The sequence below is a fragment of the Bradyrhizobium sp. AZCC 1678 genome, assembly GCF_036924765.1.
Taxonomy (GTDB): Bacteria; Pseudomonadota; Alphaproteobacteria; order Rhizobiales; family Xanthobacteraceae; genus Bradyrhizobium; species Bradyrhizobium algeriense.
The window spans coordinates 1831125-1856222 of sequence record NZ_JAZHSE010000001.1 but is presented as its reverse complement, the minus strand read 5'-3'; the positions used below and the strand labels follow the sequence as shown (position 1 = coordinate 1856222).

General features: G+C 62.5%; 24 protein-coding genes and 1 tRNA gene. 12 read left to right on the top strand and 13 right to left on the bottom strand.

All coding sequences use genetic code 11. The annotated features are described in order from the left end of the window. Positions 1 to 50: 50 nt before the first annotated feature. On the bottom strand, positions 51 to 191 hold the full coding sequence (locus V1294_RS08850) for a hypothetical protein (RefSeq protein WP_334477220.1): 141 nt from the start codon (positions 189 to 191) through the stop codon (positions 51 to 53). Between the two features lie 233 nt (positions 192 to 424). On the opposite strand from V1294_RS08850, the gene V1294_RS08845 reads away from it, so the two are divergent. The 3 genes from V1294_RS08845 to V1294_RS08835 all read left to right on the top strand — a co-directional run bounded on the left by V1294_RS08845 (position 425) and on the right by V1294_RS08835 (position 1706). After that, positions 425 to 562 (top strand): hypothetical protein, encoded by a 138-nt coding sequence (locus tag V1294_RS08845; protein WP_190242140.1) that lies wholly within the window; start codon positions 425 to 427, stop codon positions 560 to 562. A gap of 246 nt (positions 563 to 808) precedes the next feature. Next, the gene (locus V1294_RS08840) at positions 809 to 1477 is read left to right on the top strand and encodes a hypothetical protein (protein WP_334496441.1); all 669 of its coding nucleotides are present in this window, start codon (positions 809 to 811) and stop codon (positions 1475 to 1477) included. An 88-nt stretch (positions 1478 to 1565) separates the two neighbouring features. After that, positions 1566 to 1706, top strand: a complete 141-nt coding sequence (locus V1294_RS08835) for a hypothetical protein (RefSeq protein ID WP_334496439.1) — start codon at positions 1566 to 1568, stop codon at positions 1704 to 1706. 73 nt (positions 1707 to 1779) lie between these two features. Here the strand turns inward: V1294_RS08835 and V1294_RS08830 are convergent, their stop codons facing one another. The 3 genes from V1294_RS08830 to V1294_RS08820 all read right to left on the bottom strand — a co-directional run bounded on the left by V1294_RS08830 (position 1780) and on the right by V1294_RS08820 (position 3407). Continuing rightward, positions 1780 to 2460, bottom strand: a complete 681-nt coding sequence (locus V1294_RS08830; protein WP_108522570.1) for a ParA family protein — start codon at positions 2458 to 2460, stop codon at positions 1780 to 1782. A 191-nt stretch (positions 2461 to 2651) separates the two neighbouring features. Further along, positions 2652 to 2981 carry a hypothetical protein gene (locus tag V1294_RS08825; RefSeq protein ID WP_334477219.1) on the bottom strand — a complete coding sequence of 110 codons (330 nt, stop codon included), beginning with the start codon at positions 2979 to 2981 and terminating at the stop codon, positions 2652 to 2654. Positions 2982 to 3080: 99 nt separating this feature from the next. After that, positions 3081 to 3407 carry a hypothetical protein gene (locus V1294_RS08820; protein ID WP_334496437.1) on the bottom strand — a complete coding sequence of 109 codons (327 nt, stop codon included), beginning with the start codon at positions 3405 to 3407 and terminating at the stop codon, positions 3081 to 3083. 214 nt (positions 3408 to 3621) lie between these two features. Here V1294_RS08820 and V1294_RS08815 point away from each other — a divergent pair, with 214 nt between their 5' ends. Beyond that, positions 3622 to 4386 (top strand): hypothetical protein, encoded by a 765-nt coding sequence (locus V1294_RS08815; protein WP_334496435.1) that lies wholly within the window; start codon positions 3622 to 3624, stop codon positions 4384 to 4386. Between the two features lie 47 nt (positions 4387 to 4433). On the opposite strand, the gene V1294_RS08810 is transcribed toward V1294_RS08815, so the two are convergent. The 3 genes from V1294_RS08810 to V1294_RS08800 form a co-directional block, all read right to left on the bottom strand. Continuing rightward, positions 4434 to 4510 (bottom strand) — tRNA-His (locus tag V1294_RS08810). A 246-nt stretch (positions 4511 to 4756) separates the two neighbouring features. Continuing rightward, a complete protein-coding gene (locus V1294_RS08805; RefSeq protein WP_108522595.1) occupies positions 4757 to 5191 on the bottom strand; it encodes a phasin in 435 nt (144 codons plus the stop codon). 253 nt (positions 5192 to 5444) lie between these two features. Beyond that, positions 5445 to 5828: a phasin family protein gene (locus V1294_RS08800; protein WP_334477215.1), complete on the bottom strand. Its 384-nt coding sequence runs from the start codon at positions 5826 to 5828 to the stop codon at positions 5445 to 5447. A gap of 290 nt (positions 5829 to 6118) precedes the next feature. Between V1294_RS08800 and V1294_RS08795 the strand changes: the two genes are divergently transcribed. Continuing rightward, entirely contained in the window at positions 6119 to 9241 is a 3123-nt protein-coding gene (locus V1294_RS08795; RefSeq protein WP_334496433.1) for a PAS domain-containing protein, read from the top strand. A gap of 35 nt (positions 9242 to 9276) precedes the next feature. On the opposite strand, the gene V1294_RS08790 is transcribed toward V1294_RS08795, so the two are convergent. Further along, complete coding sequence (locus V1294_RS08790) at positions 9277 to 9996, bottom strand: glutathione S-transferase family protein (RefSeq protein WP_334496430.1); 720 nt, start codon at positions 9994 to 9996, stop codon at positions 9277 to 9279. 158 nt (positions 9997 to 10154) lie between these two features. Between V1294_RS08790 and V1294_RS08785 the strand changes: the two genes are divergently transcribed. The 4 genes from V1294_RS08785 (at position 10155) to V1294_RS08770 (ending at position 16835) form a co-directional block, all read left to right on the top strand. Then, on the top strand, positions 10155 to 11123 hold the full coding sequence (locus tag V1294_RS08785; RefSeq protein WP_334496428.1) for a Bug family tripartite tricarboxylate transporter substrate binding protein: 969 nt from the start codon (positions 10155 to 10157) through the stop codon (positions 11121 to 11123). Beyond that, positions 11120 to 11605 (top strand): tripartite tricarboxylate transporter TctB family protein, encoded by a 486-nt coding sequence (locus tag V1294_RS08780; protein WP_334496426.1) that lies wholly within the window; start codon positions 11120 to 11122, stop codon positions 11603 to 11605. Before V1294_RS08785 ends, V1294_RS08780 begins: the two co-directional genes overlap by 4 nt. Further along, positions 11605 to 13104, top strand: a complete 1500-nt coding sequence (locus tag V1294_RS08775; RefSeq protein ID WP_334496424.1) for a tripartite tricarboxylate transporter permease — start codon at positions 11605 to 11607, stop codon at positions 13102 to 13104. The genes V1294_RS08780 and V1294_RS08775 overlap by 1 nt, the downstream gene beginning before the upstream one ends. Before the next feature lie 509 nt (positions 13105 to 13613). After that, a complete protein-coding gene (locus tag V1294_RS08770; protein WP_334496422.1) occupies positions 13614 to 16835 on the top strand; it encodes an ATP-binding protein in 3222 nt (1073 codons plus the stop codon). Positions 16836 to 16883: 48 nt separating this feature from the next. Here the strand turns inward: V1294_RS08770 and V1294_RS08765 are convergent, their stop codons facing one another. Genes V1294_RS08765 through V1294_RS08755 form a run of 3 tightly spaced genes read right to left on the bottom strand, consistent with a single transcriptional unit; the run spans position 16884 to position 20054 of the window. Continuing rightward, on the bottom strand, positions 16884 to 18296 hold the full coding sequence (locus V1294_RS08765) for a Dyp-type peroxidase (RefSeq protein ID WP_334496420.1): 1413 nt from the start codon (positions 18294 to 18296) through the stop codon (positions 16884 to 16886). A 5-nt stretch (positions 18297 to 18301) separates the two neighbouring features. Further along, entirely contained in the window at positions 18302 to 19027 is a 726-nt protein-coding gene (locus tag V1294_RS08760) for a hypothetical protein (protein ID WP_334496418.1), read from the bottom strand. A 4-nt stretch (positions 19028 to 19031) separates the two neighbouring features. Beyond that, positions 19032 to 20054, bottom strand: a complete 1023-nt coding sequence (locus V1294_RS08755) for a catalase (RefSeq protein WP_334496416.1) — start codon at positions 20052 to 20054, stop codon at positions 19032 to 19034. Between the two features lie 488 nt (positions 20055 to 20542). Between V1294_RS08755 and V1294_RS08750 the strand changes: the two genes are divergently transcribed. Next, positions 20543 to 21379 carry a metallophosphoesterase family protein gene (locus V1294_RS08750; RefSeq protein ID WP_334504560.1) on the top strand — a complete coding sequence of 279 codons (837 nt, stop codon included), beginning with the start codon at positions 20543 to 20545 and terminating at the stop codon, positions 21377 to 21379. On the opposite strand, the gene V1294_RS08745 is transcribed toward V1294_RS08750, so the two are convergent. Both V1294_RS08745 and V1294_RS08740 read right to left on the bottom strand, forming a co-directional pair. Next, entirely contained in the window at positions 21318 to 21803 is a 486-nt protein-coding gene (locus V1294_RS08745) for a Crp/Fnr family transcriptional regulator (protein ID WP_334496414.1), read from the bottom strand. The two genes, V1294_RS08750 and V1294_RS08745, sit on opposite strands and share 62 nt — an antisense overlap. Positions 21804 to 21915: 112 nt before the next feature. Further along, complete coding sequence (locus V1294_RS08740) at positions 21916 to 22716, bottom strand: alpha/beta fold hydrolase (RefSeq protein WP_334496412.1); 801 nt, start codon at positions 22714 to 22716, stop codon at positions 21916 to 21918. Positions 22717 to 22917: 201 nt separating this feature from the next. Between V1294_RS08740 and V1294_RS08735 the strand changes: the two genes are divergently transcribed. Together V1294_RS08735 and V1294_RS08730 are read left to right on the top strand one after the other, a co-directional pair. Then, positions 22918 to 23568, top strand: coding sequence for a GntR family transcriptional regulator (locus tag V1294_RS08735; protein ID WP_334496410.1), 651 nt, complete (start codon positions 22918 to 22920; stop codon positions 23566 to 23568). Further along, positions 23565 to 25094 (top strand): aldehyde dehydrogenase, encoded by a 1530-nt coding sequence (locus V1294_RS08730; protein ID WP_334496408.1) that lies wholly within the window; start codon positions 23565 to 23567, stop codon positions 25092 to 25094. The genes V1294_RS08735 and V1294_RS08730 overlap by 4 nt, the downstream gene beginning before the upstream one ends. Positions 25095 to 25098 lie beyond the last annotated feature (4 nt).

Here is a 25098-nt window from a genome sequence, read left to right as displayed (position 1 = left end):
AGAGATGGCCGGCCCCGCTCGCCCTGGATGGCGAGCGGAAGCAATGCGCCTTAGCTGACCAGCAGGCGATAGGTCAGCACCGGCGCGAAGCCGAGCACCATCGCCCAGATCGCGAACGACGACACCAAGAGAACGTCATGCGCTCGCTGGGCGAGTTCGCCGGTCGGATATTTCTTGTCGTGCGTGATCATCGTGATTCCCCCCGGTGATGTTCCTTGAGGAGAAACCTACTGATAAAATTTTAATGTCGCGGCCGGGCCTTCGCTCGAAGTTGCGGCTTCGCACTCACCAGCCATTAACCAGGATAGCGCGGTGGTTAATCGGCGGTAGCAGACGCGGTCAAATGCAAGCGAAATCGCAACCGGGTTTTTAAAACTGGTTGCGTATCGATAGTTCCACAACAACAGCAACGCGGGGCCGCGTCGTGCATTTCGAATACAAGAACACCATGCCTCGGGAACAGAGTTTTAGCACCGAGGACATTCTGTGGGGCGTCGGCATCTGGTCGGTGATCCTGACGCTGTCGCCGGTCGTCGTGCTCTACGTGCTGATGGTGGCGTAAGCCGCACTCTCACCACACGTCATTGCGAGCGCAGCGAAGCTCCCTTGTGCAAACGCTTCGCGCTTGTCGCAGGCAATGACGGCTGGGATCGGCAAGCCCTGCCTTCTCCGGCAGGACTTGCCGATCCCTTGCCGTGCGTTGGTCACGGAAGCATCAGTATTTTCAAACCTCTTTCCCTTGGCCCAGGACTTGCCTTTAGGTTGAGTACTGGGGAATCTAGTTGAGTGCCGAGGAAAGGAAGGTTCGATGATTTCAGGTATGTCTAACGTCGCGTCGAGTTATTTACGCCCCGCATCGACGTTCACTTCAAATCCGACATTGACACCGGCCGACGTCCAGTCGGATGCGTCGGCCCCGACGGATGCGGGGACAGGCAGCCTCCGGATCAACGTCTCTCAACTCAAGCCGCTGCATGGAGCCAGGTTCATATCAGCGGCCGACGATCCCGTTTTGCACGACTTGTTGGCGACAAACTGGCTGACGACGCATGGTGCGAGCGCAACGCAATCGTTCGTCTCAGACGATGCGCCGCAGAACACCTACGCGCAGGTGAAGGTCGACGGCAAGGTAGTCGCCACCCTGTACAACGGCGGATCCTCGACGATAACCAACGAGGCGGCGGTGAAGCTCGGCGACCTGCAGGACCCACCGGGTTTCAGCGGACCAAACCTAGCGCAGTGGCGAGCCGACAGCTATGCAAGACTGCTTGGCGGAACAGTCGAGAAAGCTCCCACCGCAATCACGCAGTCTCAATGGACGACGCACGAAAGCAGCTCCACTACCTATAGCCGCGATCAACTCGACGCGGCGTTCCAGGCAATGTTGGCTGAGGGCCAAAAGGCCACTGCGCAACGCCAATCGTCCTACCTCGCGTCACAGGCACAGGCCGGCACAAGCGCGGATTTCAGCGCCTGACCATAATATGAATGGCTTGTCTCCCTGGCGACACCAGTAACGATCTGCTCGCCGAAATCCGGTTCGCTCGGATTCCTGGCGGGCACGAGTGCTGAGGACAAGGAGTGGGACCGGTAACGACCGAGTCACCGGCGGCAATGTTGCCGACATCCTGCTCGGCGGCGATGGCAATGACACGCTGATCGGTAATGGCGGTAACGAGCATCCCCGAGAACGAGCTCAAGCGTAGGCATTTTGCCCCACCCACAAAAGAAAAACGCGCGGAGCGCCGCGCGTCTTTGTCAGAAAGAAAAGCGGCGTTGTTACGCCGCCTGCTTGTGCATGGCGCCCGATGCCGACGCCGACCCGCGGATCGCCTTGATCGAACGTTCGATCGCGCCCCACAGCCTGGTGATCTCGGCCGCGGCCCGGCCTTCCGCGTAATATTCGCGGGCGCCTTCGCCCTGGCTCAGCGCCATGATCAGATCGGCGCGGTTGGTGATCTGGCCGCTCCACACCGGCGCGCGGAACTTCGCCAGCGCTTCGCGCGCGATGGTGACGATGCGGCTCTCGACGCCGTCGCGTTCGGCAGGTGCGCCGTTGACCACGACCGCGTAGGGCTTGCGCGCCGAGCGGCAGGTCTGAATCGTTTCCTGCACCGCGTTGACGTCGAACACGCCGGGCCGCGCCGGAATGATCACCATCGTGGCGTTACGGATCGCGTCGTCGACGACGGCCGAAAGATTCGGCGGCGTGTCGATGAACACCCATTCGATGCCGTCGCGCTTGGCGGCAGCGACGATGCCGCTGACGGAATTCACCGCGGCCTTGATCGGCGGTTCGTTGGTACCGCGCAATTTGTGCCAGAGAGTAAGCGAGCCCTGCGGGTCGGCATCGACCAGAAGGATGGGCTTCGTTGCCTTGTGAACATGGGCAGCGAGGTGAGCAGCCAGGGTACTCTTTCCCGAGCCCCCCTTACGTGATGCAAATACTATTACGTTCATACCTTGGCCTCCAAGTTGACCCCAGAAGCTGAAAATGAATCAGCGGGCTGATTCGCGAAAGAAAAATTTAAGGGATGCCGCGATGAAGCCACGTAATTGCCAACAAGGCTGGTTTTTGAGTCACACCGTATAAGCACGCTCGGAATCGAAAACGGAATCGATTGAATGCCTTGCAGCGTGAAGTGATCGGCTCATTGCGCGCCTTTTGCACGCTCGCGCTCGAGCTTTGCGCGCTGCCGTTCAAGCCATTTGCGCTCTATCCATCCGAGCCCCTGCGCCATCGGCTTCTGCAGCGGCGGCACGTCCTGCGCGAACAAAAGGAGTCCGAGCGGCAGCATCCAGAGTCCCAGTACCGGCAGGAAGCTGAGAAAGCCGCCGACGACCAGGAGAAAAGCGAGCGGAATCCGGACGTAGATCGATGACGGCTTACGTACCCAGCTAACGAACTTCGCCGGCCCAGGCGGCAGCTTTTTCTCAAACCAGGCAAAATGCCGGTCGAGCTCCTTTTGATGTGCGCTCAATGAACCCTCTCCTCTTGCCCAAAGGAGATGTTCATTACAGATGGCGCAAACAAGGCGTCAGCCTGGCGCGCTGGGGAATCTTAAAATGATGTAATGCGGTCAGGTTGCCGGTTTCGCCGGTTTTTTGGCCTTGCGCGCCTTGGCGTTCACGGCCTTGCGCGGCGTTGCCGGCCGGATCACGGTCGGCCGGCCGGCCGGTCTGGCCGCAGCCTCGCGGGGCTCGGGATCTGGCCCGAACTGGGCGCGGCAGGGCGGCGAAAGCTGGGATTTTTTGGCGACCATGCAGGCCGTCACGCGGCCGACATCGGGAATCTCGGAGCTGCACAGCCGGAACGCGTCACCGGTGCAGGCCTGCTCCTGTTCGGGCGTGTAGGTCTGACCGGCGGCGGGCGGGATCGAAACCCCGAGCACGGTAGCCAGCAACATTCCGAGCTGGCCCCTCCTTGATGCGACAGCCAACATAGATTCCCCCACCCCGACGGAACGACCGGGCTTTATTGCTGCGTGCGCCCGATTCCCCTGGAATTGTGGGTGAACGTTAGGAGATTGGCAAGCAGAGCGGGTATTGGCCTTTTGACGCGGGCCGGTCGCCGTCCATAACTGATTTTAATTCACTCCCGCGGAAAGGCGACACAACACCGTGACCATCACTTCTTCCCTGCCCGTCAGCACGATTCTCCGAACGGTGTGGGATGACCTTGGCGAACTATCGGTGCGGCTGCGCAGTCAGTCCATCATTGCCTGTGCGAGCGCCGCCTTCTTCGCGTTGATCGGCGCAATTCCGGCGATATCGGACAATCGCATGCTTGCGGAGGTCCTCGATCTGATCGGCGCATTTGTGCTCGTGCCGTTCGAAATCGCGATCTATCGCCTGCTGATATTAGGTGAAGCTGCCTCCGGATACCGTTTCGATATATCGACTGTTCGGTTTCGGCGCATGCTCGGCTGGACTGCCGGCTTTTGGGTGCTTACGGACATCCCGCTTCATCTGCCGGGCGCCGTCGCACCATCCGATGGCGCGGAAGTCATCATCAGCATCGTCTCGTTTGCGTTGGTCGTCTTTGCCGTGCTGCGACTGACGATTTTCCTGCCCGCCGTCGCTGCAGACGCGCCGGGCGCTTTGGTCCGAAACGCTTTCGCAGATACAGGCGGCCACGCCTGGCTTATCATCAAGGCGTACTTCATTACGGCGCTGCCCTTCATCCTGATCATCATTTCGATTGCAGGGCTCGCATGGCTTGGCGGCGCACATGACATCCGTTCCGGCATTGGGTCTTTGGCAGCAAACGTTTTTTCCGGTGCGCTGGGATTTCTGGTCTGGACCTGCTGCGCGATCGTCTCAGCCCGGCTTTTCATGAAGATCGGCGACCGCGTGAAGCGCAGCGGGCCTGAGGCGGGCGAATGAGCCGGCAGCAGCGCCGGACATTTTCCGAATTAGCGGCGGTGAAGGGCTGGTACAGTTGGGTGGGCTCGAACCACCGACCTCCTGTTCCACAGACAGGCGCTCTAACCAACTGAGCTACAACTGCATCCTTCACGCGATGGCCCCAAAAAGAGGGGTCGCGAATGGGCCGGAAACTAGGTGCAACGCCTCGCTTTGGCAAGGCCGCGGAGTGACGGATTATAGTCGTCCCGGGGGCATTTTGGGTTCATTTACCGGGACCTTCGGCCGGGCCCCGGCGGCCCTGCCAAATCGCCCCTTGGCAGCAAAAACCTTGGCAGCAAAAAGCCCGGGCCGCTTCGCCCGGGCTTTTCGTGATCAATACCGAAAACGATCAGGCGGCCGGCTTGTAAAGCTTCGAGGCCGAGGCCTTGATCGGCTCAACGGTCTCGGTCGCGACCTTCTGGCCAAGTTCGGCGAGCTCCTTGGCTTGCACCGTGAAGGTCTCGTACTGCTTCTTGGCGTGCGAGGTCCACAGCTCGAGGGCGGCGGCCGGCGTCTTCACGCCGAACAGCTCCTGCGCGAAATCGAGCGAGGACGTGGTGTTGGCCTTGAAGAACTCGATCAGCTTGGCGTTGTACTCGCTGGCGCCCTTGCTGGCCGAGGTGAACACGGCCTCGATGGTGCCGTTGTGGGTCTCGGCGGCATCCTTGAACTTGGCGTAGCTGTCGCGGGCCTGCGAGACGCCCTTTTCGGCAAGCGCGCGCATCTGCTCGGGGACTTCGAAGGGAATGATGGAGGCAGAGAAGGGATCGGTGGAACTGGTCACGGCTTGCATCCTTCACAATGGGGTTAAAACGGCATTCCCCCTTGCGGACCGCCGGGCAGGCAGGGCGGACCGAAAGGTTACGCACACACACTCACGGAAAGTGCCCATCCACGGGCTCGCCCAATTAGAACCAATATCATGTCAAATTTGTGCAGCGCACTGCAATTTCTGATGCATCGCCGCATACTTAACCCGGGATACGGGTTCCAATCCCGGCTAGCCTAGTGCCGGACTTATCGCCGATGGCGGCCACTCACACTTTCGGCTTCGCCGCGTCCATGGCGGCCTTGCCGACGGTCTGGCTCATTTCGCTGGCCTGCTCCGCCAGCGCGCGCATTTGCGCCTGCACATATTCGCTGTGCAGCCGCATCACCTCGGGCAGATCCTTGGCCTTCAGCAATGACTGCGCGTGATCGAGCGAGCCCTGCACGTTCTTCTCGGCATAGGCCATGGCCTTGCTGCTGACGTCCTTGGCGCTGGCGCGAACCGTGGCATTGCGCTCCTCGATGGAGTCGGCGGCGGTCTGCGCGGCGCCAACGAATTTTTCAAAAGTCTTGCGGGCCTGCTCGACGCTTGCTTCCGCTATCGATCGCATTTCCTTGGGTATCTCGAATCGGTCTCGCACTTCGTCACTCATGGTGCGTTCCTTTGTCTTGGCTGGGATTGCGCCCGGATACCGTCAGGGGCCGCATCCTGGACGGATGCGGCGCCGGGGAGGTTCTCCGTTGAACCCTTGACGGCCGTTTGCAACCCCCCAACGCGGCGGCCGGCCAAAGGGTCCAGCCGGATTAAGGTTATCCATGGGTTAAATTACCGCCGGCCGGCCGGACCGTGGACCTGCCGCCGCCGGCTTGCGATAGTAATGTTCCCTTAACGCTTTCGGCGTTTGGGCTGCCGATTTTGAAGCCGGACGGTCATGTAGTCGCGATGCAGGATGCGGAATTTCAGTGGCGGGTGCACGGCAATCCGCGATTGGCGGCCTACGCGGCGAGCCGCCTGCCCGCCTGGTTGTGGACGGCCGATGGCCGGCGGATCCTGTGGGCCAATGCGGCCGGCGTCAGCCTGTTCGGCGCAGCCAGTGCCGCAGCCCTTGCCGAAAAAACCTTCGGGCCGGCCGACCGGCACCGGCGGCAGATCGCGCGGCTCGCAGGCCGGCTGCTCGCCAACGGCGCCATCCGGCTGGAGCGCTTGCAGGGGTTTGGCGCGGCGCACGGCGGGCTTGCGACCTGCGGCTGCTCGCGGTTCGACTTTCCCAATGGCAGCCACGGCGTTCTGATCGCCGCCGGCAACATCGCGCTGATCGCGCCGCGTCCGGCGCAGGTGCAGCCTGATCACGAGATGCAGCCAGCCACCGCATCATCAGAGCCGCCTTCATCAGAGCCGCCTTCATCAGAGCCATCTTCGTCAGGGCCAGCCCGGCAGCCGGGCGCGCCCGTCATCGAGCAACCGGTCGCGCCGCAATCGGCCGCCGATGACCAGCAGCCGGCGCAGGCGGGCGATGCGCCTGCCGGATTTGCGTTGTTCGATGCGTTTGCCGAACCTGCCGCCGACGAGCCGCCCGCGGCCGAAACCATTTCGCGCGCGCCACCCCCTGCCCTCGAAGCATTTGCCGAACGGGCGCGCAGCCTGCCGCTGCGCTTCACCTGGCAGATGGATCGGGAAGGCCGCTTCACGCTCGGCAGCGACGAATTCCTCGGCCTGATCGGCCCGCGCACCGCGGCCGCTTTCGGCCGGCCATGGCGCGAGATCGCCGAGACCTTCGGGCTGGATCCCACCGGCCGGATGATGCAGGCCTTTGCGACGGGCACGACCTGGAGCGGCATCACGCTGAACTGGCCGGTGGACGGCGGCGGCACGCTGCCCGTCGAGCTGTCCGGCCTGCCGGCCTTCGATGCGGCGCGAAACTTCATTGGCTATCGCGGCTTCGGCGTCTGCCGCGATTTCGACGCCATCGCCCGGCTCGCCGCCCTGCGCCTGGCGGAATTGTCCGGCGAGATGGTGACGCCGCAAGAAGTGCCCGCTGCGCCATCTGCCGAGCCGGCCGGCGTTGCATTGCCTTCGCCTGATGAATTGCCTGAACCGATTGCTGCCAAAACTTCCGCTGCAGAGGCTTCCACTGAAGAGACTTCTGCTGCAGAGCCTTCACATCAAAAAGATTTGGAACCGCCCGTGGAAACTCCCAAGGAAAGCGTCGAGGAAAGCTTAGAGGAGAGCGTCGAGGACGCGCTGACGGAAACCGCAACGGAGTTGCCGGCAGACGCTGCCGCAAACGTCTTGCCGTTCCGCGCCCCGGGCGAAGCGAAGCCGCTATCGCTGTCGCCGGTTGAAAACATCGCCTTCGACGAACTCGCGCGGCAATTGTCGGCGCGGCTTGACACCGAGAACGGCAACGAGGCGGACGCCGTCGGCGAAGCCATCTTCGAGCCGCTGGCCGCGCCGCCCGAATGGCTGGCGCCACCCGAGCCGCCGGCGCGTGGCGAAACGGCGCGCGACAAGGCGCTGCTCGATTTGCTGCCGGTCGGCATCCTGATCTACCGGCTCGACCGGCTGCTCTATGCCAACCCCGCCTTCCTGACGCAGATGGGCTATCCGAGCCTGCACGCGCTGGAAGATGTCGGCGGCCTCGACGCGCTCTATGTCGAACCCGGGACCTCCAACGCCTCCTCGACGTCGGACACCGGCAAACCGGTGACGATCTCCGCAAGCCAGCCTGAAGACGCAGACGCGCCGTCATCGGCGGCAGAGGCCCGCCTCTACACGATTTCATGGAACGGCGATTCCGCATTGGCCTTGATCTTCTCGGGCACGCAACATGAGAGCGCGGCAATCGCGGCCGCCATCGCGCGAGCCGAGCCGGTATCGGAGTCCGAACCGGCCGCATCGGAGCCCGACGTCTTCGAACCGTCAGAGCCTGACGCCTCCGAACCGTCTGACGTCGGCCATGCCAACGCCGAAGACCTCGCCGCCATCCTCGACACCACGGCCGAAGGCATCCTGATGTTCGACGCCGAGGGCAACATCCATGCAGCCAACCGCAGCGCCGAAGCGCTGTTCGGCCATGACGGCGACGAACTCGCCAGGCGCAATCTCGCCGATCTGTTTGCGCCCGAAAGCCGGCACGGCGTGTTCGAATATCTCGCCGGCATCAAGGTATCAGGCGTCGCCAGCCTGCTCGATCACGGCCGCGAGGTGCTGGCGCGCGAAAGCAAGGGCGGCATCATCGCGCTGTCGATGACCATGGGCCGCACCCGTCCTGAGGGGCCGAATTTCTTCGCGGTGTTCCGCGATCTCTCGCAGGCCAGGAAGACCGAGAGCGAATTGCGCGAGGCGCGGCGGCTGGCCGAACGCGCCGCCAATGCCAAGGCCGACGTGCTGGCCCGAATCAGCCACGAGGTGCGGACGCCGCTGAACGCCATCATCGGCTTTTCCGAAGTGATGATCGCCGAGCGGTTCGGCGCGCTCGGCAACGAGCGCTACCTCGAATACATGAAGGACATCCGCGCCTCCGGCGAACGCGTGATCGCCATCATCAACGACCTGCTCGACCTCTCAAGGATCGAAACCGGCAAGCTCGATCTCGCCTTCACCAACCAGAACCTCAACGAACTGGTCGAGAGCTGCGTTGCGGTGTTGCAGCCGCAGGCCAATCGCGAGCGCATCATCATCCGCACGTCGCTGGCGCACATGTTGCCGCCGGTGATCGCGGACGCACGCGCCTTGCGCCAGATCGCGCTGAACCTGATCGGCAATTCGATCCATCTCGCCAATGCCGGCGGCCAGGTCATCGTCTCCACGGCGTTGTCCGATTTCGGCGAGGTGATGCTGCGGGTCCGCGACACCGGCCATGGCCTCAACGACAATGAGGTTGCCGCAGCCCTGCAGCCGTTCCGCACCGCGGCGCCGTCGGATCGGGCCGAGAGTTCGGCCGTCAGCCTGTCGCTGACCAAAGCCCTTGTCGAAGCCAACCGCGCCAAATTCCAGATCAAGACCGGCGGCCGCTCCGGCACCCTGATCGAGATCGTGTTTCCGCACGCAGTCGCGCGGGCCTGACCGGAGACAAACCGGCGCGCGTACCCACAGGTCGATCACATAGCTCTTGACGGAAGAAACGCTGGAACGCCGAGGCCTTGGCCACGCAGGTAATCGGCCATCGGTCCGACGACCTTGAGGACCGCCGGTCTTGCCGTCATGCGCTGCCGCCATTGCAGAAGCCTCGGCGTTTCGCTGGTCATGTCGGCGCCCCAGCGCGCGCCGAAGAGCTGGGCCATATAGAACGCGATATCGGCAAAGGAATACGCGCCGCCGAGAAACTCGCGATCACCCAGCGCGCTCTCCATTGTTCGATAATAGGCGGCAGCGCCCGCGCGCGCGGGCTCCGCGGCGGGATCGAGCGACGCTTTCCCGAGCTGCATCAATTTGATGATATGAGGGAAATAGACCTCATCTGATTCATGCTCCAGGCGGCGAGACCAGGCCCTTGCTGCAGTAGTCGCAGGCCACAGCGCTGGATGCGGCTTGATGTCTTCAAGATACTCGAAGATCTGGGTGGAATCGAAGATCTCGAGGTCACCGTCGATCAGCACCGGGACCTGCCGCTTTGGATTGATGCGCAGGACTTCCGGATGCTTTGGCGCGTAACCCTCCTTCATGGTGAAGGGGACCATGATCAGTTCGAAATCGATGTCCTTCTCGTGCGCCGCGATCTGAGCCTTTGCGCCGAACATGCTCAGGGGGCCGGAGAACAGCCGCATTTTGCGATTGCCGCTTCGATGCGCCTCTCCGCCGGATTGAACGTTCTCGGGCATCGATTTCCCCTCCTCAATCATCACCACGGGCGGGATCCTAGCGAAACTTCCGGATCCCGTTCGGACACGTAAAGGTCCTTCTGGACAGCGGCACGTTTTCCGGCTGATATGCGACGAATTGACACATAACGGCTCCGCGTGAGCCTGGAGGAGACCCCATGATCCCGTTTCATACGCGCCTGTTCGGCGCGGTCGTCGCGTTGACGCTTGCAGCCGCAGCACCTGCCCTCTCGCAGCAGCTCGAGCTCAAGATCATGGCGCCCGCGGCACCCGGCGGCGGATGGGATCAGACCGCCCGCTCGATGCAGCAGGCGCTGGTCGCCGCCAAGATCGCCCGCAGCGTCCAGGTCACCAACGTGGCCGGCGCCGGCGGCAGCGTCGGCATCGCGCAGTTCGTCAACGGCGCCAAGGGCGACGGCAACCAGATGATGGTGAACGGGTTCGTCATGGTGGGCGCGCTCGCCATGAACAAGTCGCCGGTGACGCTCGAACAGGTGACGCCGATCGCCCGCCTCACCGAGGAGATCCAGGTGATCGTGGTGCCGGCGAATTCGCCGATCAAGACGGCGCAGGATCTTGCCGCTGCCGTGAAGGCCGACATCGCCAAGGTCACATTTGCCGGCGGCTCGGCCGGCGGCGTCGACCATGTGATGGCGGCGTTGTTTGCGGGAACGATCGGCGCCGACGCCAAGAAGGTCAACTACATCCCGTTCTCCGGCGGCGGCGAGTCGCTGGCGGCTATTCTCGGCGGCAAGGTCACCGCGGGCATTTCGGGAATGAGCGAATACGAAGGACAGATCAAGTCCGGCAAGCTGCGTGCGCTCGGCGTGACGTCGGAGAAGCGCATCGCCGGCAGCGACATTCCGACCTTCAAGGAACAGGGCATCGACCTCGTGATAGCCAACTGGCGCTCGGTGGTAGCACCTCCCGGCATCACGCCGGAACAGCGCAAGACGCTGAGCGCCGCGGTGGAGAACATGGTCAAGTCGGACGCCTGGAAGGACATCCTCAAGCAGAAGGGCTGGGATGACGCCTATCTTTCCGGCGATGCGTTCGCCGACTTCCTGAAGAAGGAAACCGCGCGTGTCACCGACGTGCTAAAATCGGTCGGCCTCGTCAAATCATGACGGAGCTTCCGCAAGGTTCGGCGTCGCGGCGCGTCGATCGCGCCGGTGTCGTCATTGCCGCAGCGCTCGCAGCGCTTGCGGTGGTCCTGGTATGGGACTCGCGTCAACTGCCATCCACCACGATGTATGGCATGGGCCCCGAGGTGATGCCGGTCGTCATCGCCATCGGGCTCGGTCTGCTTGCGATCGGCAATCTGATTGACGCGCTGCGCGGCAACCTGCCGCCGCGCGAGAGCGCCGATCCCAGGGCTGTGCTGCTGATCCTCGGCGGGTTGGCGCTCTTGATCGCCATCATCGGCCTTGGCGGCGGCTTCATCCTTGCGACCTCGGCATTGTTCGTCACCACGTCGGCGGCCTTTGGACGACGTGCCATTCTTGCCGACTCCGCCATCGCGCTCGTGATGAGCACCCTGATCTATCTCGCGTTCGATCGGCTGCTGACGTTGAGCCTCCCCGCCGGCCCCCTGGAAAGACTGCTGTAATGGAAACCTTCGCCGCGCTCGCGCATGGCATGGCTGTCGCCGTGCAGCCGATGAACCTGCTCTACGCGCTGATCGGCGTGTTCCTCGGTACTGCAGTGGGCGTGCTGCCCGGCATCGGTCCGGCGCTCACGGTCGCATTGCTGCTGCCGGTGACTTACAAGCTCGATCCCGGCGGCTCGCTGATCATGTTTGCCGGAATCTATTACGGCGGCATGTATGGCGGCTCGACCACCGCCATCCTGATAAACACGCCCGGCGAGAGCGCGTCGATGGCGACCGCGCTCGAGGGCAACAAGATGGCCAAGGCCGGCCGCGGCGGGCCGGCGCTGGCGACGGCTGCGATCGGCTCGTTCGTCGCGGGCACCATCGCCACCATCGGCCTCGCCTTTCTGGCGCCGTGGCTGGTGGATTTCGCGGTGCGCTTCGGGCCCGAGGATTACTTCGCGCTGATGTGCGTGGCCTTTGTCACGGTGTCCGCCACCTTCGGAGATTCGCCGATCCGCGGCCTGACCAGCCTGTTCATCGGGCTGACGCTCGGGCTTGTTGGCATCGACAAACTCACCGGCCAGGCCCGGCTCGCGTTCGGCATTCCCGAACTGCTCGACGGCGTCGAGGTGACGACGCTTGCGGTCGGCCTGTTCGCCCTCGGCGAAGCGCTCTACGTCGCATCGCGCCGCCATCACGCCGAGGAAAAGATCGAGCCGGTGCGCGGCTCGCTGTGGATGACGAAACTTGACTGGAAGCGGTCGTGGAAGCCATGGCTGCGCGGCACGATGTTCGGCTTTCCGATCGGCGCGCTGCCGGCTGGCGGCGCGGAGATTCCAACATTCCTGTCCTACTCGACCGAGAAGCGGCTATCGAAACATCCGGAAGAATTTGGCAAGGGCGCGATCGAGGGCGTCGCAGGGCCGGAAGCCGCCAACAACGCCTCTGCGGCCGGCACGCTGGTGCCTTTGCTGACGCTGGGCCTTCCGACCTCGGCAACGGCTGCGATGATGCTGGCGGGCTTTCAGCAATACGGCCTGAACCCGGGACCGCTGCTGTTTGCCGAGCGGCCCGACCTGGTGTGGGGCCTGATCGCGAGTCTCTTCATCGCCAACGTGATGCTGCTGGTGCTCAACCTGCCGCTGGTAGGCCTGTGGGTGAAACTGCTCGCGATCCCGCAGCCGTGGCTCTACGCCGGCATTCTCGTGTTCGCGACCATGGGCACCATCGCGGCGAAGCCATCGGTCGTCGAGCTGTCGATGCTGGCGGGCTTTGGCGTGCTGGGCTTTTTGATGCGCCGGTTCGATTTTCCGATCGCGCCTGTCGTCGTCGGTCTCATCCTGGGCCCTATCGCCGAAAGCCAGTTGCGCCGCGCGCTCGCCATCAGTTTGGGCGATCCCATCGTGCTGCTGCAAAGTCCGATGTCGGCGACGCTGCTCGGCATTGCGCTGATTGCCCTGCTGGCGCCGTTCGTGCTGAAAGGACTCGGTCGGTTCAGGGCGAGCGAGGATTAGGCGTGGACCATTGGCGCGCGGCCAAATTCGGATTGAGGCGAGTTTGAATTGACTTCCGCTTTCGGCGTCACTGCGGACATTTCTGGACTTGCCCCTGGGTCGCCCCTGTAGCGAATGACCCGAAGCCGAAGATCGGCGAGCATAAGGTCGTGCGCTATTTGGTCGGTCCTCCCGGTGGTCAAAATGAGGACACCAGATGGTGGACGTTTGCGTTTTGGGCCCATCGAAGAGCTTTCCATACGGCTGCGGCACGCCGCCACGTCGGATGACGTCGAAGACGCTTCGCGGTGGTGGACCCGTCCTCAAGAGAGAATAGTGCGGCTGGGAAGCATTGCCATTCCAGGGCAGAGTTTTTTGACGCAGAAATGCGCTGTACGACTGCGAGCACATGGTGTTCAATCCTTGGAACTGCCTGCCCGAGCACAGGCCGCTTGGCAGCGTCAACCGGATGCGCCTTGCTGTCTATCTTGCTTCGCGGCAGGTATGGCGGAAACTGAACATGGTGGGTCATGAACAGCGAGCCGAAGCCCGATCGTTCGGGCGGACTTCAGCGCACGCAGGCGCCGCCGAATGTCGAGAATGAAGCTCTGCATGCCGAACGCCGGCAGCTCACCGTGGCATTTATCGACATCGTCGGCTCGACACCCCTGAGTGAGCGGATCGATCCCGAGGAGTTCTTCGCGGTTATCAGAGCTTACCGCGATATCTGCGACGAGCAGATTCGCCACTACGGCGGTCATATCGCCAGAATGATTGGTGACGGGTTGCTCGCATTTTTTGGCGTCCCGCAAGCCCATGAAAATGATCCTGAACGCGCGGTCCGCGCCTCTCTGGCGATTGCCGCGGCGATCAAGGAACACAAGTTTCTGCTGTCGGACGGTAGCTTCGTTCGCCTGGGCGTGCGCATCGGGGTTAACACCGGGGTGGTCGTCGTCGGCAGCGTGCCCGGCGAGCCCCCCGATCGGCGGGAAGTGTTCGGCAGCTCCGCACATGTCGCTGCCCGCCTGCAAGGGCTCGCCAGTGAGAACGGTGTCGTGGTCGGTTCGAGCACTTACGAGCTGACCCGCGGAACGTTCAGCTATGCGCCGCTTGGCCGGCGATCTCTCAAGGGCGTGGAGGAGCCGGTCGAGGCCTGGCGTGCAGAGGCGCTTGCGTCGAGCGAAAGCAGGTTCGACCGCGCGCGAAGGTCGCCTCTTGCCCCGATGATAAACCGAACCAGCGAAAGTGCGTTGCTTGCCGAGATGTGGCAGCAGAGTCTCGCCGGCTCGGGACAGGTCGGCGTTATTTCCGGTGAACCCGGCATCGGCAAGTCGCGTTTGATCCGCCAGTTCCGCAGCTCCCTTGATGCCTCTCCACGTGAAGTTCTGTCGCTGCAATGTTCGCCGTTCCACCTCAATACGCCGCTTGCCCCGGAAATCGAGCGGCTCACGCGCGCCACCGGCATCCAGGAGACCGACGACGCGGACCTCGCGTTGGCAAAATTGCGATCGCTTTTGGCAAGAGCCGTCACCGAAGTCGAGCCGGCGCTTCGTTACTACGGGGCGGTGCTGTCGATACCCGCATGCTCGGGATACGAGCCCGCGGATTTCGGATCTCCTTCGGAGCGCGAGCGTGGCTTTCAGGTGCTCATCGATGTTCTTGTCGCCGCCTCGCGCAAGCGGCCGATCCTCGTAATCGTCGAGGACGTCCAGTGGATGGACCCGACCACCATCGAACTGCTGGTACGCGTGGTAGCTAACTCTCCTGGCGAGCGGATTATGGTCCTGATCACGCATCGCGATGATTACAGGGCCGACTGGTTGTCCGGCCCGGCAATTCGGCGGATTGCTCTGCAAAAGCTGGCAGTGCATGAATGCGAGCAGATGGTCGCAGCCGTCGCGGGCAGCGATTTCGTGCCGCGCCGGATTACCAGCCAGATCGTGGAACGAACCGACGGCGTGCCACTCTTTGTCGAGGAGTTTACGCGAGCCGTCGTCGATTCCGGTGCGGTCCCGCAGGCCGCTGAGAGCCCTGTGCCGAGCGGGAAGTTGCCGCCTCTGGTGCCGGCAAGTATTCAAGATTCACTGATGGAGCGCCTTGATCGTCTCGGTCCTGCCAAACGCGTCGCCCAGATCGCTTCTGTTTTCGGAAGGCGCTTCAACTATGAAAGCATTTTCAGCGTGCTTCCAGGTAGAGGCCAAACGCTGAAAGACGCGTTGCGGGCACTCGAGAGCGCCGGGATTGTGTATCGCAGCGAGGAGTCTCAAGGCACGATCTTCACGTTCAAGCACGCGATGATACAGGAAGTCGCCTATGCCTCCTTGCTCATGGAGGAAAGGCGTGAGCTCCATGCGCGCGTCGCATCGTGGCTGCTCCAGGAAGCCGCCATTGGAGAAAGTAGCCAGCCGGCGTTGTTAGGCTATCATTATGCACGCGCAGGCAACATTCCGGAAGCGATCGAGGCCTGGCTTCAGGCGGGTAAATCCGCGCTCCGCCGATCGGCCACCAAGGAGGCCGTGGCCCATCTTCGCGAGGGCCTCTCACTGATACCGAAGCTGCCCGCGTCACCACAGCGTTTCGAAGCCGAAATCGCCCTGCAGTCCAACCTGGCGATGGCGTACACTGCCAACGCGGGATGGTCCGATCCGCACGTCTACGGACCCTATAGTCGCGCACTCAAACTTTGCGAGAGCCATGGCACCATTCGCGAGAAAGTGACGGTCCTGTGGGGAAGCACCATAGCCAAACTGGTCAACTGCGAGCTCACCAAAGGCCTCAAGCATGCGCAGGATTTCGTCCGGCGGGCCGAGGAGTGGCGCGACGACGAGGCCGTCCTCATGGCGTACACCGCTGCCGTAATCGCCAATTTTTTTCTGGGTCGTTTGGAGCAGGCGAGTGAGCTCGCGGCACTAGTCAGCGCTCGCTACAATCCGCGTGAGCACGGCAAGCTGGTCCAGATTTATCAGCATGATCCATTGATCGTATCGCTCGTCTATTCCGGACACATCGAATGGCTGTTGGGCCGGCCCGGCCGGGCCAGAGAGTGCTGTGAGACGGCGCGGCAGCTCGCGAACGAGATCGGGCATCCGTTCATGCTGGCTTTTGCCTCCATTCTTGGCGTCTCCGATCACTGGTATGAGGGCGATCTTGCGGCTAACCTTGCCAGCGTAAAGCGCGGTCTGAAGGTCGCTGATGAGTATGGCTATCCGATGTACCGGGTCATCGGCCCATTATGGGCAACCGCTGCGTTGGCGGCACGAGGCCCCGCGCCGGAAGTGCTCGAACAATTAAGCGGCTTGCTCGGCAAGCTACCCGCCGAGAATCGGTGCATTCAGATGCCGCTCTATCGAATTCTGCTCGCCACAGAATTCGGACGGATCGGGCAGATAGAAAGGGCTCGAAGCTTCGCTGCTTCGGCTGAGTCCCTGGTGAAGCAAACCGGCGAGCGCTGGGCTGCTCCCGAAATTTATCGGATCCACGGCTCGCTGCTGTGTCGCGAACCATTGCGAGACGACCGGGCTGCCATGCGCTTGTTCAAGCGCTCGCTTGCCTCTGCCAGGAAGCTCGGGGCGGTCGGTTGGGAATTGCGCACGGCGATCAGCATCGCGCGCTTGCTCAGCGCCGACGAGAGCGCATCCGGACGCGCCGAAGCACGAGACCTGCTGATATCGACCCGGGCGAAATTTGCGTCCGCGGAAACTTCCCGCGATCTGCGCGAGGCTGATGACCTGGTGAGAGTGTTGAACCAGTGAATCACGCCTTGCAAGGGCCGCCGAACGACCTTGGCCTGTTTGGTCGACTCACATCATCTGCGATCCCAAATAGTCGATCGCCTTGAGGCTCGGCAGGAACGTATAGGCGCCGCCCCGCGTCGAGACAAACTCCGGCAATCCCCGCAACCGGATCGTGCCGCCGGATTTGAGCGGCAAGTCGAACCAGCTCGTGCCGGGATCGTTGGCGCCTGAGATCGGATCGTTGGAGCCGGTGATGCGCGGATCCTGCAGGCCAAGATTCAGCCAATCGCAGGACATGGCCTCGAACTGGGCGCCGAGGCTCGCCCCTATGAAGTTGCCGAGCAGGCCCCGTTCCGGCTCGTCCTGATCACGAGGCTTCGCCGGATCATAGGTATAGGGCGGTCCATAGGGCACGCCGCGGCGAACAAGGCGCCGGCTGTTGTTCGCTATCCGTTGCACGATCTGCCCGCCTCGCGGGTTGCACCGGCGGATATGGGCTCCATGGGGACAGCGGGCATCGCCAACGCCAACGTAGTCAAAGTCCGTGAGATCCGCGTTGGGGTCAGGTGCATCGGCAGACAGTGCCAGCGGCGTGCCATCGCGCCACCGGCCGCACAGGTTGGCGGCGACGATCTCGCGCAGGGCCGCGTGACGTGAAGGGCCTTTGCCGATTTTCTCTTCTTCGCCGTGCGGCAACAACTTGCCGCCTTGCGGGTCCTCAAGCAAATCGGATGCGGCGTGATCGAGATACTTCTCGAAGCCTGCCACATCCTGCTTCAGCACGCGAAAGGCGTTGAAGGTGCCGTTGTGTCCCAACGCTACGGGGTGAGGAACCCGCCACATCAAGCCTTCCAGGTTGGTCGGATGTCCCAGCAACACAGTGCCGAGCGGCGCCTTGGGTTGTCGGTCGGGATAGCGCTGCGAGTCGGGAACCCCCTCGAACCTCGGTTGCGTGATGTTGTCGCGATACCCGAAGTGAACAAAGTCGCCCGGGAAATTATATCCCTCGCGAGTGTCGAGCAGTTTGAAGGCCTTTACGTCGGTAAGCGCGCGTTCCTGGACTACGTCCAGCTGCTCGACCTTCTCGGCGTAGATCGTCGCGATGAGATGGATCCGCTTGGGCTCGTTGAACGGAGCTGGCCAGTTTTCCGGCGCGCTCCGCCCGACGTCCCCGAGCTTCACGGCGCGGGCGGTCATGCCCTCGATGAATTCGTTCGGGAACATTTTAAGCGAAGCGCTGGGCGTGCCGAGGGCGCATAATCCCTCATAGGTCAGGCCAATGTTGAAACAGGTATCCGGCTTCTTTTCCCCCCAGTCCCCGCTCGTGATCTGCGGGACACCGTTGCGGCCCGATACGGAGTCGGCGAGCCAGCGCCGGGCTGCGCTGCGTTCGACGACTTCCAGGATGAGGTAGCGCACGTGCGGCTTGTTGGTGTAGCCGCGCAGGATGTTGCCCTGCAGATCAGCGAGCTTGAACATGGCACTCACCAGCCTAATCCGAGTTGTTTGCGGACCTGAGCCACCGAAAATCCGGGATAGGCACGGTAGCCGCTGCCCAGCGATACGTTCGCATTGGCGCGAAGCTGCAACACGAGCTTGCGCGGAAGCAGTGTCAGATCGTCATTGACGGGCGATACGGCCCTGTCTCCATTCAAGGCTTCCTGGTCTCTCAGAAAATCGGTAGCGGTGTCCGGCACCTGGTACAGGTCGTGCTCGTGTATCCATTGGATGAACGCCTCGACATTCTTCTCGCAAGGGATCACGGCATCTCCTCCTTCGACGAGCTCGACCACGGCGTTGAACACGCTGCCGATCGTGGCGATAAAGTCGCGAATGTAGTTGGTGAAATCCCCGTCATAGACGGAGAACATGCAAATATTGTCGTTGACGATTACGAAGCGTGCAAAGTGCACCGTGCCGACATTGTCCAATCCGGCAAATATCTGATCCCTGTTTTTCGCGATCGCCAGGGCTGCTTTCGCGCGGCCGAGCGGCGACCTGTTCTCCTTCTTCAACGGCATGATCAGGTTCATCATGCTCTGCAGATTATCGCCAGGCCGGGCGGATGGGCCAGGACCGCCGGGCAGACGCTTCACCGGCGTGAGCCATGCCCAAATGGGCACCAATATCCATGCCCCCAAGTACTTGAACCAGGGCTTATCGTGCAGCTCGTTTACAAATCTATCGAACCGCCCTCCGCCATTTGGCATCAGCTCAACTCCGGTTGAAGAACGGGCACGCAATGCCGCCGCGCATTTCACGCGAGACTTCGTAGGCGTCCCGACGGGCATGGAGGATCGGATCCCCGGATGGTTCGATACCAGGCACGAGTCGCCACGGATTGAAACTGATGTGTTCGCCCGCGGCGGCCTGATCCTTGGGGACACTGGTGAGCGTAAGGGTGCCCATGACGACCCGGACTCGCCTGGCAGGCCAGGGCCGCGTGGGATCATCGATCGCATCGCCCGCTTCGCCGATTGTCATCATCAGCATGAACCGGGCCGGCCACCGCCGCAGCCGGTCGTCAAGTTCCTGGCGCAGATAGTTATCGTCCGGCAGAGCATCGGAATTGGTGTTGCGGACGCCTGCGGCCGGTTGCCAGGAAAAACGAACGGGGCGGCGAACTCCATCTTCACCTTCCACAATGAAGGTGTGGATGGCGTGATAGGCCGCGCGGGCATAACTCACCGGGGCGCCGATCATCTTGAACTCGAACACCCCCAGCTGGGCGAACCGGTGCCGATTGGCGTAACTCAATATTCCCGCACTGGCGTTCGTTTTTTCTCCCGGATACGGGTCGCGACGAGGAACCTTGAGCTGCAGCATGTCGAGAATCTTTCGCCACGGGGATTCCCTTTGATATGATTCATGCTTGTCGAGCTTGGTGAACTCCAAGAAGTCCTCGACATTGCGGGCGAAGAATTCGCGGAGTGTCGTGGCGATCAGGTCGGTTGCCGCCCCGCTCGGCAGGAGGAAGCGTGTCGCCATTCCCCGGACGTCGGACCATCCATCATGCTGCTCCGGCCCCCCGGACGCGTTGGAGAATCTCACCTTCGCGCAAATGCGCTGTCCGCTGAAGTGCTCGGCGATGCAATACTTGTGCGCCACATCCGACGCCGTGAAATAGGCGTCCACGCCTACGCCGATCGTGTGAACCGGCCTTTGCCTAGGGTCATGCCTCGGCAGATTGGAAATCATCTCGTCGACGAGCCGCTGTGCCACTGATGCATCGACCATGCCCCTCTCCATCATGGATGGACCGGCAATCTCAGGGTGCCGTTGGCGCCTCTTGTGCTTGTCGATCGAATTCAGCCCATTTGCCTAAATTACATTCGATCGCCGGTCGGATGTGTGATGTCGTTCACAAAGTTAGCCGAATGAAGCGCCGCGCAATTCGAATCGAATGGCAAGGTCCGACACTCCCGATGGTGCTCGCGCGCACCGATAGAGCGATCGGCTGAGTGCGTGTCTTGTTGCGGTGCAAGAGGCCGGATGTGGCACTTAGCGTCGTTTCGCTGCGATGCGGAATGTGGTCCGCGCGCATATCGGATATCGAGTAGCCATCAATCTCGATTTAGGGGCACCCGCCCTGGTTCTTCAAGCGGGGCGATGGATCCTGTTTGAAGTCTCGCCCGGCACAATTCTTGCTCGAATCCGCCTGCCTGAAATGCATCCGCCTGCGGATCGCCTGTTTCCCGGGCATTTTTGGATTTGATTATTATGCGCTGCCTTGTCGTTGCCGATTTGCACTATTCGATTTGCACTATTCGTTGCCGCAATTCGACTGGCTGCTCGCGGCCGCTCCCGAATTCGACGTCGTCATTTTCGCCGGCGATGCGCTCGACATCGGATCGTTTGTCGATTTCCGCGCGCAGATTCTGGTCGTGAAAAAATACCTGTCGCTGCTGTCAGGCATGACGCGGGTCATTTTCTGCTCGGGCAATCACGACCTCGACGAACGCAGCGCGGAAGGCGAAAAGATCGCGCGCTGGGTCGGCGACGTCGGAGAACTCGGCATCGCCTGCGACGGCGACAGCCTCACCGTGGGCGACGTCCGCTTCACGGTGTGTCCGTGGTGGGACGGACCGCTGGTCAAAAGCCGCATCGAAGCCCAGCTTCGCGACGCAGCCGCCGAGCCGGCGCAACGCTGGATCTGGGTGCATCACGCGCCGCCGGCGAATTCACCGACGAGCTGGGGCGGCAAGCGGTTCTTCGGCGACGTCGAACTGGTGCAATGGATCGCGCAGTACCAGCCATCGATGGTGATCTCGGGCCACGTGCATCAGTCGCCCTTCATCCCCGACGGCTCGTGGTTCGACCGGCTCGGCACCACCTGGGTCTTCAACACCGGCCTGCAGCACGGCCGTCCGCCGGTCTATATCGTGCTCGACCTCGATGAGGACACAGCTTTCTGGCTCGCGGCCGGCGAAGCACAACGCATCGACCTGCGCGCGCCCTTGGCTCGGCCGGCGGCGGAAATCGAGAACCCGCCGCCCTGGCTCATATCCTTGGGTCGGATTGCCGATCCGAGCCTGGCGAGACCTGCGTCGGCGGCAGGTTGATCATGCTTTGCAGCAGTTCGCCGACCATCGAGAGATGGTTACCCTGACCGGCATATTGATGCATCAGGTCGGCCAGATAGGTGTTGGCGACGTTGAGGCGTTGCGCCAGCAGGCGCGCGATCAATAGCGCCATCGCCGGCTGGTCGCGCAGGAACGCCGCCGCGTCGTCGAACTCGTAGATCATCGAATCGGACGCGGCGCGAACGGTCGCGGTGTGCGGCTGATCGAGCAGGACCGACATTTCGCCGAGCATCGCCCCCGGCTCGGACAGAACGGCGACGACGCTATCGCCCTTGATGACCTCCAGCCGTCCTTCGAGCAGCACGAACAGATGTCCGGTCTTGCTGCCCTCATGAAGCACGAGCGTGCCCGCCGGCACGGCTCGCTGAATTCCTCCGGTGCAATAATCCAGAACCGCGCGCATCCAGCACCACCATCCCAAGCCCTGGCGCAAGACTAGCAGGCCGACGACGATCGTCGAACGGATAATGTATTCCGCCTGCTTAAATTGTCGGCATCGGTGGAGGCTGCGTGGATCAGGTCGCCACGGCGCGTAGCTTTGGCGAGGGGAGGAAATCGCCGATCGCATCCAGGAAGATTTCGGGCGATTGCAGCTGCGGTACATGCGCACAGCCCGCAATGATCTCAAGATGCGCTTGCGGCAGCCCGGCCGCCAATTCATGCGACATCGGCGGCGGCGTCGCCTCGTCATGCTCGCCGACCAGCACGAGGACGGGGAGCTTTACCTTGTCAAGTTCGGGGCGCAGATCGAGGCCAGCCAACGCCTCACAGGCGGCGCGGAACACCTCGGGGTCGGTTTTCAAGAATGCCGCGCGGCGATCGGCCATCAGGTCCGGATGATCGGCCTGAAACGCCGGCGCGAACAGCCGGCGCATCGCGACATCTGTAATCGCCGCCAGCCCCTTCTCCCTGGAGGCGGCCGCCATCGTGCGGAAGGCTTCGCGTCCGGGTTCTGAAAACGCCGCGCCGCAATCGGCGAGAATGAGTTTTGTCGCAATACCGGGATGGCGAATGGCCATCTGCAGGGCGACGAAACCGCCATAGCCGTTGCCGAGCACGATGGCCTCATCACCTCCGGCCGCGTCCTTCACCGCTTCCGCCATCCGGTCGGCGACCTCCGCAAGACCGCCGCTGACTGCCCGCGATCGGCCGAAACCCGGCAGTTCCGGAATGATCACCCGGGACGATCGCGACAACCTGGGAACGATGGCATCGAAGCTGGCGCGATCCGACAGCAGCGAATGAAACAGGAAGAGCGGGGGACCCTCGCCGACCTCTACCGCATTGACTGTGCCGCTGGCGAAAAGCCGATCCATTCCGAGTTCTCTTTCAGGTTTGCAGGGCTTCGAGTTTGCGGGGCTTCGAGTTTGCGGGGCTTTCAGGACAAGACACCTATTTGGAGCGTCCGTTGTCAGCCCACCCTCTTGATAAATCAAAATTCAGTCTTTTCAAGCCTTCGTCACTTGACGTGATATTTCACGAATGCGAGATTATTGATATCAGCCAAGGGAATTTCGATGCTTTTACGGGATAACGTCTACGAAAACCTCCGCTCTGATATTCTAACCTGCCGCTTGGCGCCAGGCGATGATATGCGGGAGCAGGAGCTGGCCGAGCGTTATGCCGTCAGCCGCCAGCCAGTTCGCGAGGCGTTGCTGAGGTTGGAGCGCGAGCATCTGGTCACGGTGCAGCCGCGCCAAGGCTACCGGGTCAACCCGATCTCGCTGTCGGATGCCCGCGACCTCTTGCGGTTCCGCTTCGCACTGGAGCCGGCCTGCGTCGCGGAAGCGATCGAGAACGCAAGCGACGGCGCCCTGAAGTCGCTGGACGAATTCCGCCTGTTCGCGGGAAACCATGAAGACTTCATCGCCTACAACCGCGCCTTCCACTCGGCCCTGGCCCATGCCTCGGGCAACCGGCGCATGGCGGCGGCGCTGTGCGACCTGATCGGACAGGCCGACCGTCTGGTGCGCGTCAGCGTCGCCAACGTGAAGGGGCATGACCCGACGCAGCTGGTTGCCGAGCACGTCGCTCTGATCGAGGCGATGCAGCGGCGCGACGGGCGAACCGCGGCCCGCATCATCAAGGCGCATATCGCGCAAACCGAAAAACGCGTGCTGCCCGCGCTGAAGCGCAACGCAGTGATCGTCGAAGGAAGAGACCTATGAATATATCAGCCAAACATTCCGCTATCGAAGTCGAAGTCCACGGCAACTTTGTCGACGGCCGAGAGATCGAGGCCGGCGCCGGCCAAATGCTCGATATCCGCAATCCCGCCACCGGCGACGTGATCGCGCGGATTCCGAATTCAACCGCAGAAGATATCGACCGCGCGATGAAGAGCGCCCGCGCCGCGTTCGAAGGCAAGGCGTGGGGCGGCATGGACACGCGTTCGCGTGCAAGACTCGTCAATCACCTCGCCGACGCCTTCGAGGCCAATCTCGATACACTGTACCGGCTGGAGACGCTGAACAATGGCCGGCCCGTCAACGAGACACGCGCACAGCTTTCGCGGCTGCCGGATTTCTTTCGCTACTTCGCGGGGCTTGCACTAGCGCGCCGCGATTCCGTGATCCCGGTCGAAGGTTCGTATCTGAACTACACGCTGCGCACGCCGATCGGTATCGTCGCCAACTGCACGCCGTTCAACCATCCGCTGATGATCATGTGCAAATCGCTGGCGGCGGTGCTGGCGAGTGGGTGCGTCACCGTGGTCAAGCCGTCGGAATACACGCCGCTGACGACGCTGAAACTGGCGCAGATATTCACCGAGGCGGGGTTGCCGCCCGGCGTGTTCAATGTCGTGCTCGGCCTTGGCCAGAGCGCCGGCAAGATGCTGGCCGAACACCCTGACATCAACAAGCTGGTGCTGACCGGCGGCACCGAAGCCGGCCGCATCGCCGGCGGGGCGGCGGCAAAAGTGTTCGCGCACCAGACCATGGAGCTCGGCGGCAAGACGCCGGTCATGGTGTTCGACGATTACGACGTCGATCAGGCCGTCAACTACGCCGCGTTCGGCGCCTTTATCGGCGCCGGCCAGACTTGCGTCTGCGCATCACGCCATATCGTGCAGGCCTCGATCTATGACGAATTCGTCGAGAAGCTGAAGGCGAAGACGCTGAGCATCCGCATCGGCGATCCCTTCGATCCCATAACCCAGCTCGGGCCGGTGATCTCGGCGCGGCAGCGCGACCGCGTGCTGTCCTATTCCCAATACGGCCGCGAGGATGGCGCGCGGCTGGTGACCGGCGGTGTTGCGGCAAGAGTGCCCGGCCATGAGAACGGCTTCTTCGTCCAGCCAACGGTGTTCGCAGATGTGAAGTCGGACATGCGCATCTTCCAGGAGGAAGTGTTCGGTCCGTTCACGTCAGTGACGCCATTCAAGGACGAAGCGGACGCGCTCAGGCTCGCCAATGATTCACCGTTCGGGCTGGCGGCGGCGATCCGCACCCGCGACGTCGGCCGCGCGCATCGCGCGGCCTCAGCGGTCAAGGCCGGCATTGTCTGGATCAACGATCACCATCGCCTCGATCCGGCCTCGCCCTGGGGCGGCGTCGATGATTCCGGCATCGGCCGCGAGTTCGGCACCGAAAGTTTCGACGATCACTTCAACACCAAGAGCGTGATGGTCGCGACCCACGACCAGCCGTTCGACTGGTATCGCGACACGGCAACCCAGCGACGATTGAACTAACGCA

Coding starts and splice junctions, on each gene's coding strand:
- V1294_RS08765 (WP_334496420.1), bottom strand. CDS start 18,296: ATGTTCAAGCTCGCTGATCTGCAGGGCAACATCCTGCGCGGCTACACC.
- V1294_RS08830 (WP_108522570.1), bottom strand. CDS start 2,460: ATGAACGTAATAGTATTTGCATCACGTAAGGGGGGCTCGGGAAAGAGT.
- V1294_RS08780 (WP_334496426.1), top strand. CDS start 11,120: ATGACGGAGCTTCCGCAAGGTTCGGCGTCGCGGCGCGTCGATCGCGCC.
- V1294_RS08795 (WP_334496433.1), top strand. CDS start 6,119: ATGCAGGATGCGGAATTTCAGTGGCGGGTGCACGGCAATCCGCGATTG.
- V1294_RS08775 (WP_334496424.1), top strand. CDS start 11,605: ATGGAAACCTTCGCCGCGCTCGCGCATGGCATGGCTGTCGCCGTGCAG.
- V1294_RS08755 (WP_334496416.1), bottom strand. CDS start 20,054: ATGGTCGATGCATCAGTGGCACAGCGGCTCGTCGACGAGATGATTTCC.
- V1294_RS08790 (WP_334496430.1), bottom strand. CDS start 9,996: ATGCCCGAGAACGTTCAATCCGGCGGAGAGGCGCATCGAAGCGGCAAT.
- V1294_RS08730 (WP_334496408.1), top strand. CDS start 23,565: ATGAATATATCAGCCAAACATTCCGCTATCGAAGTCGAAGTCCACGGC.
- V1294_RS08820 (WP_334496437.1), bottom strand. CDS start 3,407: ATGTTGCTGGCTACCGTGCTCGGGGTTTCGATCCCGCCCGCCGCCGGT.
- V1294_RS08745 (WP_334496414.1), bottom strand. CDS start 21,803: ATGCGCGCGGTTCTGGATTATTGCACCGGAGGAATTCAGCGAGCCGTG.
- V1294_RS08740 (WP_334496412.1), bottom strand. CDS start 22,716: ATGGATCGGCTTTTCGCCAGCGGCACAGTCAATGCGGTAGAGGTCGGC.
- V1294_RS08850 (WP_334477220.1), bottom strand. CDS start 191: ATGATCACGCACGACAAGAAATATCCGACCGGCGAACTCGCCCAGCGA.
- V1294_RS08760 (WP_334496418.1), bottom strand. CDS start 19,027: ATGCCAAATGGCGGAGGGCGGTTCGATAGATTTGTAAACGAGCTGCAC.
- V1294_RS08785 (WP_334496428.1), top strand. CDS start 10,155: ATGATCCCGTTTCATACGCGCCTGTTCGGCGCGGTCGTCGCGTTGACG.
- V1294_RS08735 (WP_334496410.1), top strand. CDS start 22,918: ATGCTTTTACGGGATAACGTCTACGAAAACCTCCGCTCTGATATTCTA.
- V1294_RS08800 (WP_334477215.1), bottom strand. CDS start 5,828: ATGAGTGACGAAGTGCGAGACCGATTCGAGATACCCAAGGAAATGCGA.
- V1294_RS08840 (WP_334496441.1), top strand. CDS start 809: ATGATTTCAGGTATGTCTAACGTCGCGTCGAGTTATTTACGCCCCGCA.
- V1294_RS08770 (WP_334496422.1), top strand. CDS start 13,614: ATGAACAGCGAGCCGAAGCCCGATCGTTCGGGCGGACTTCAGCGCACG.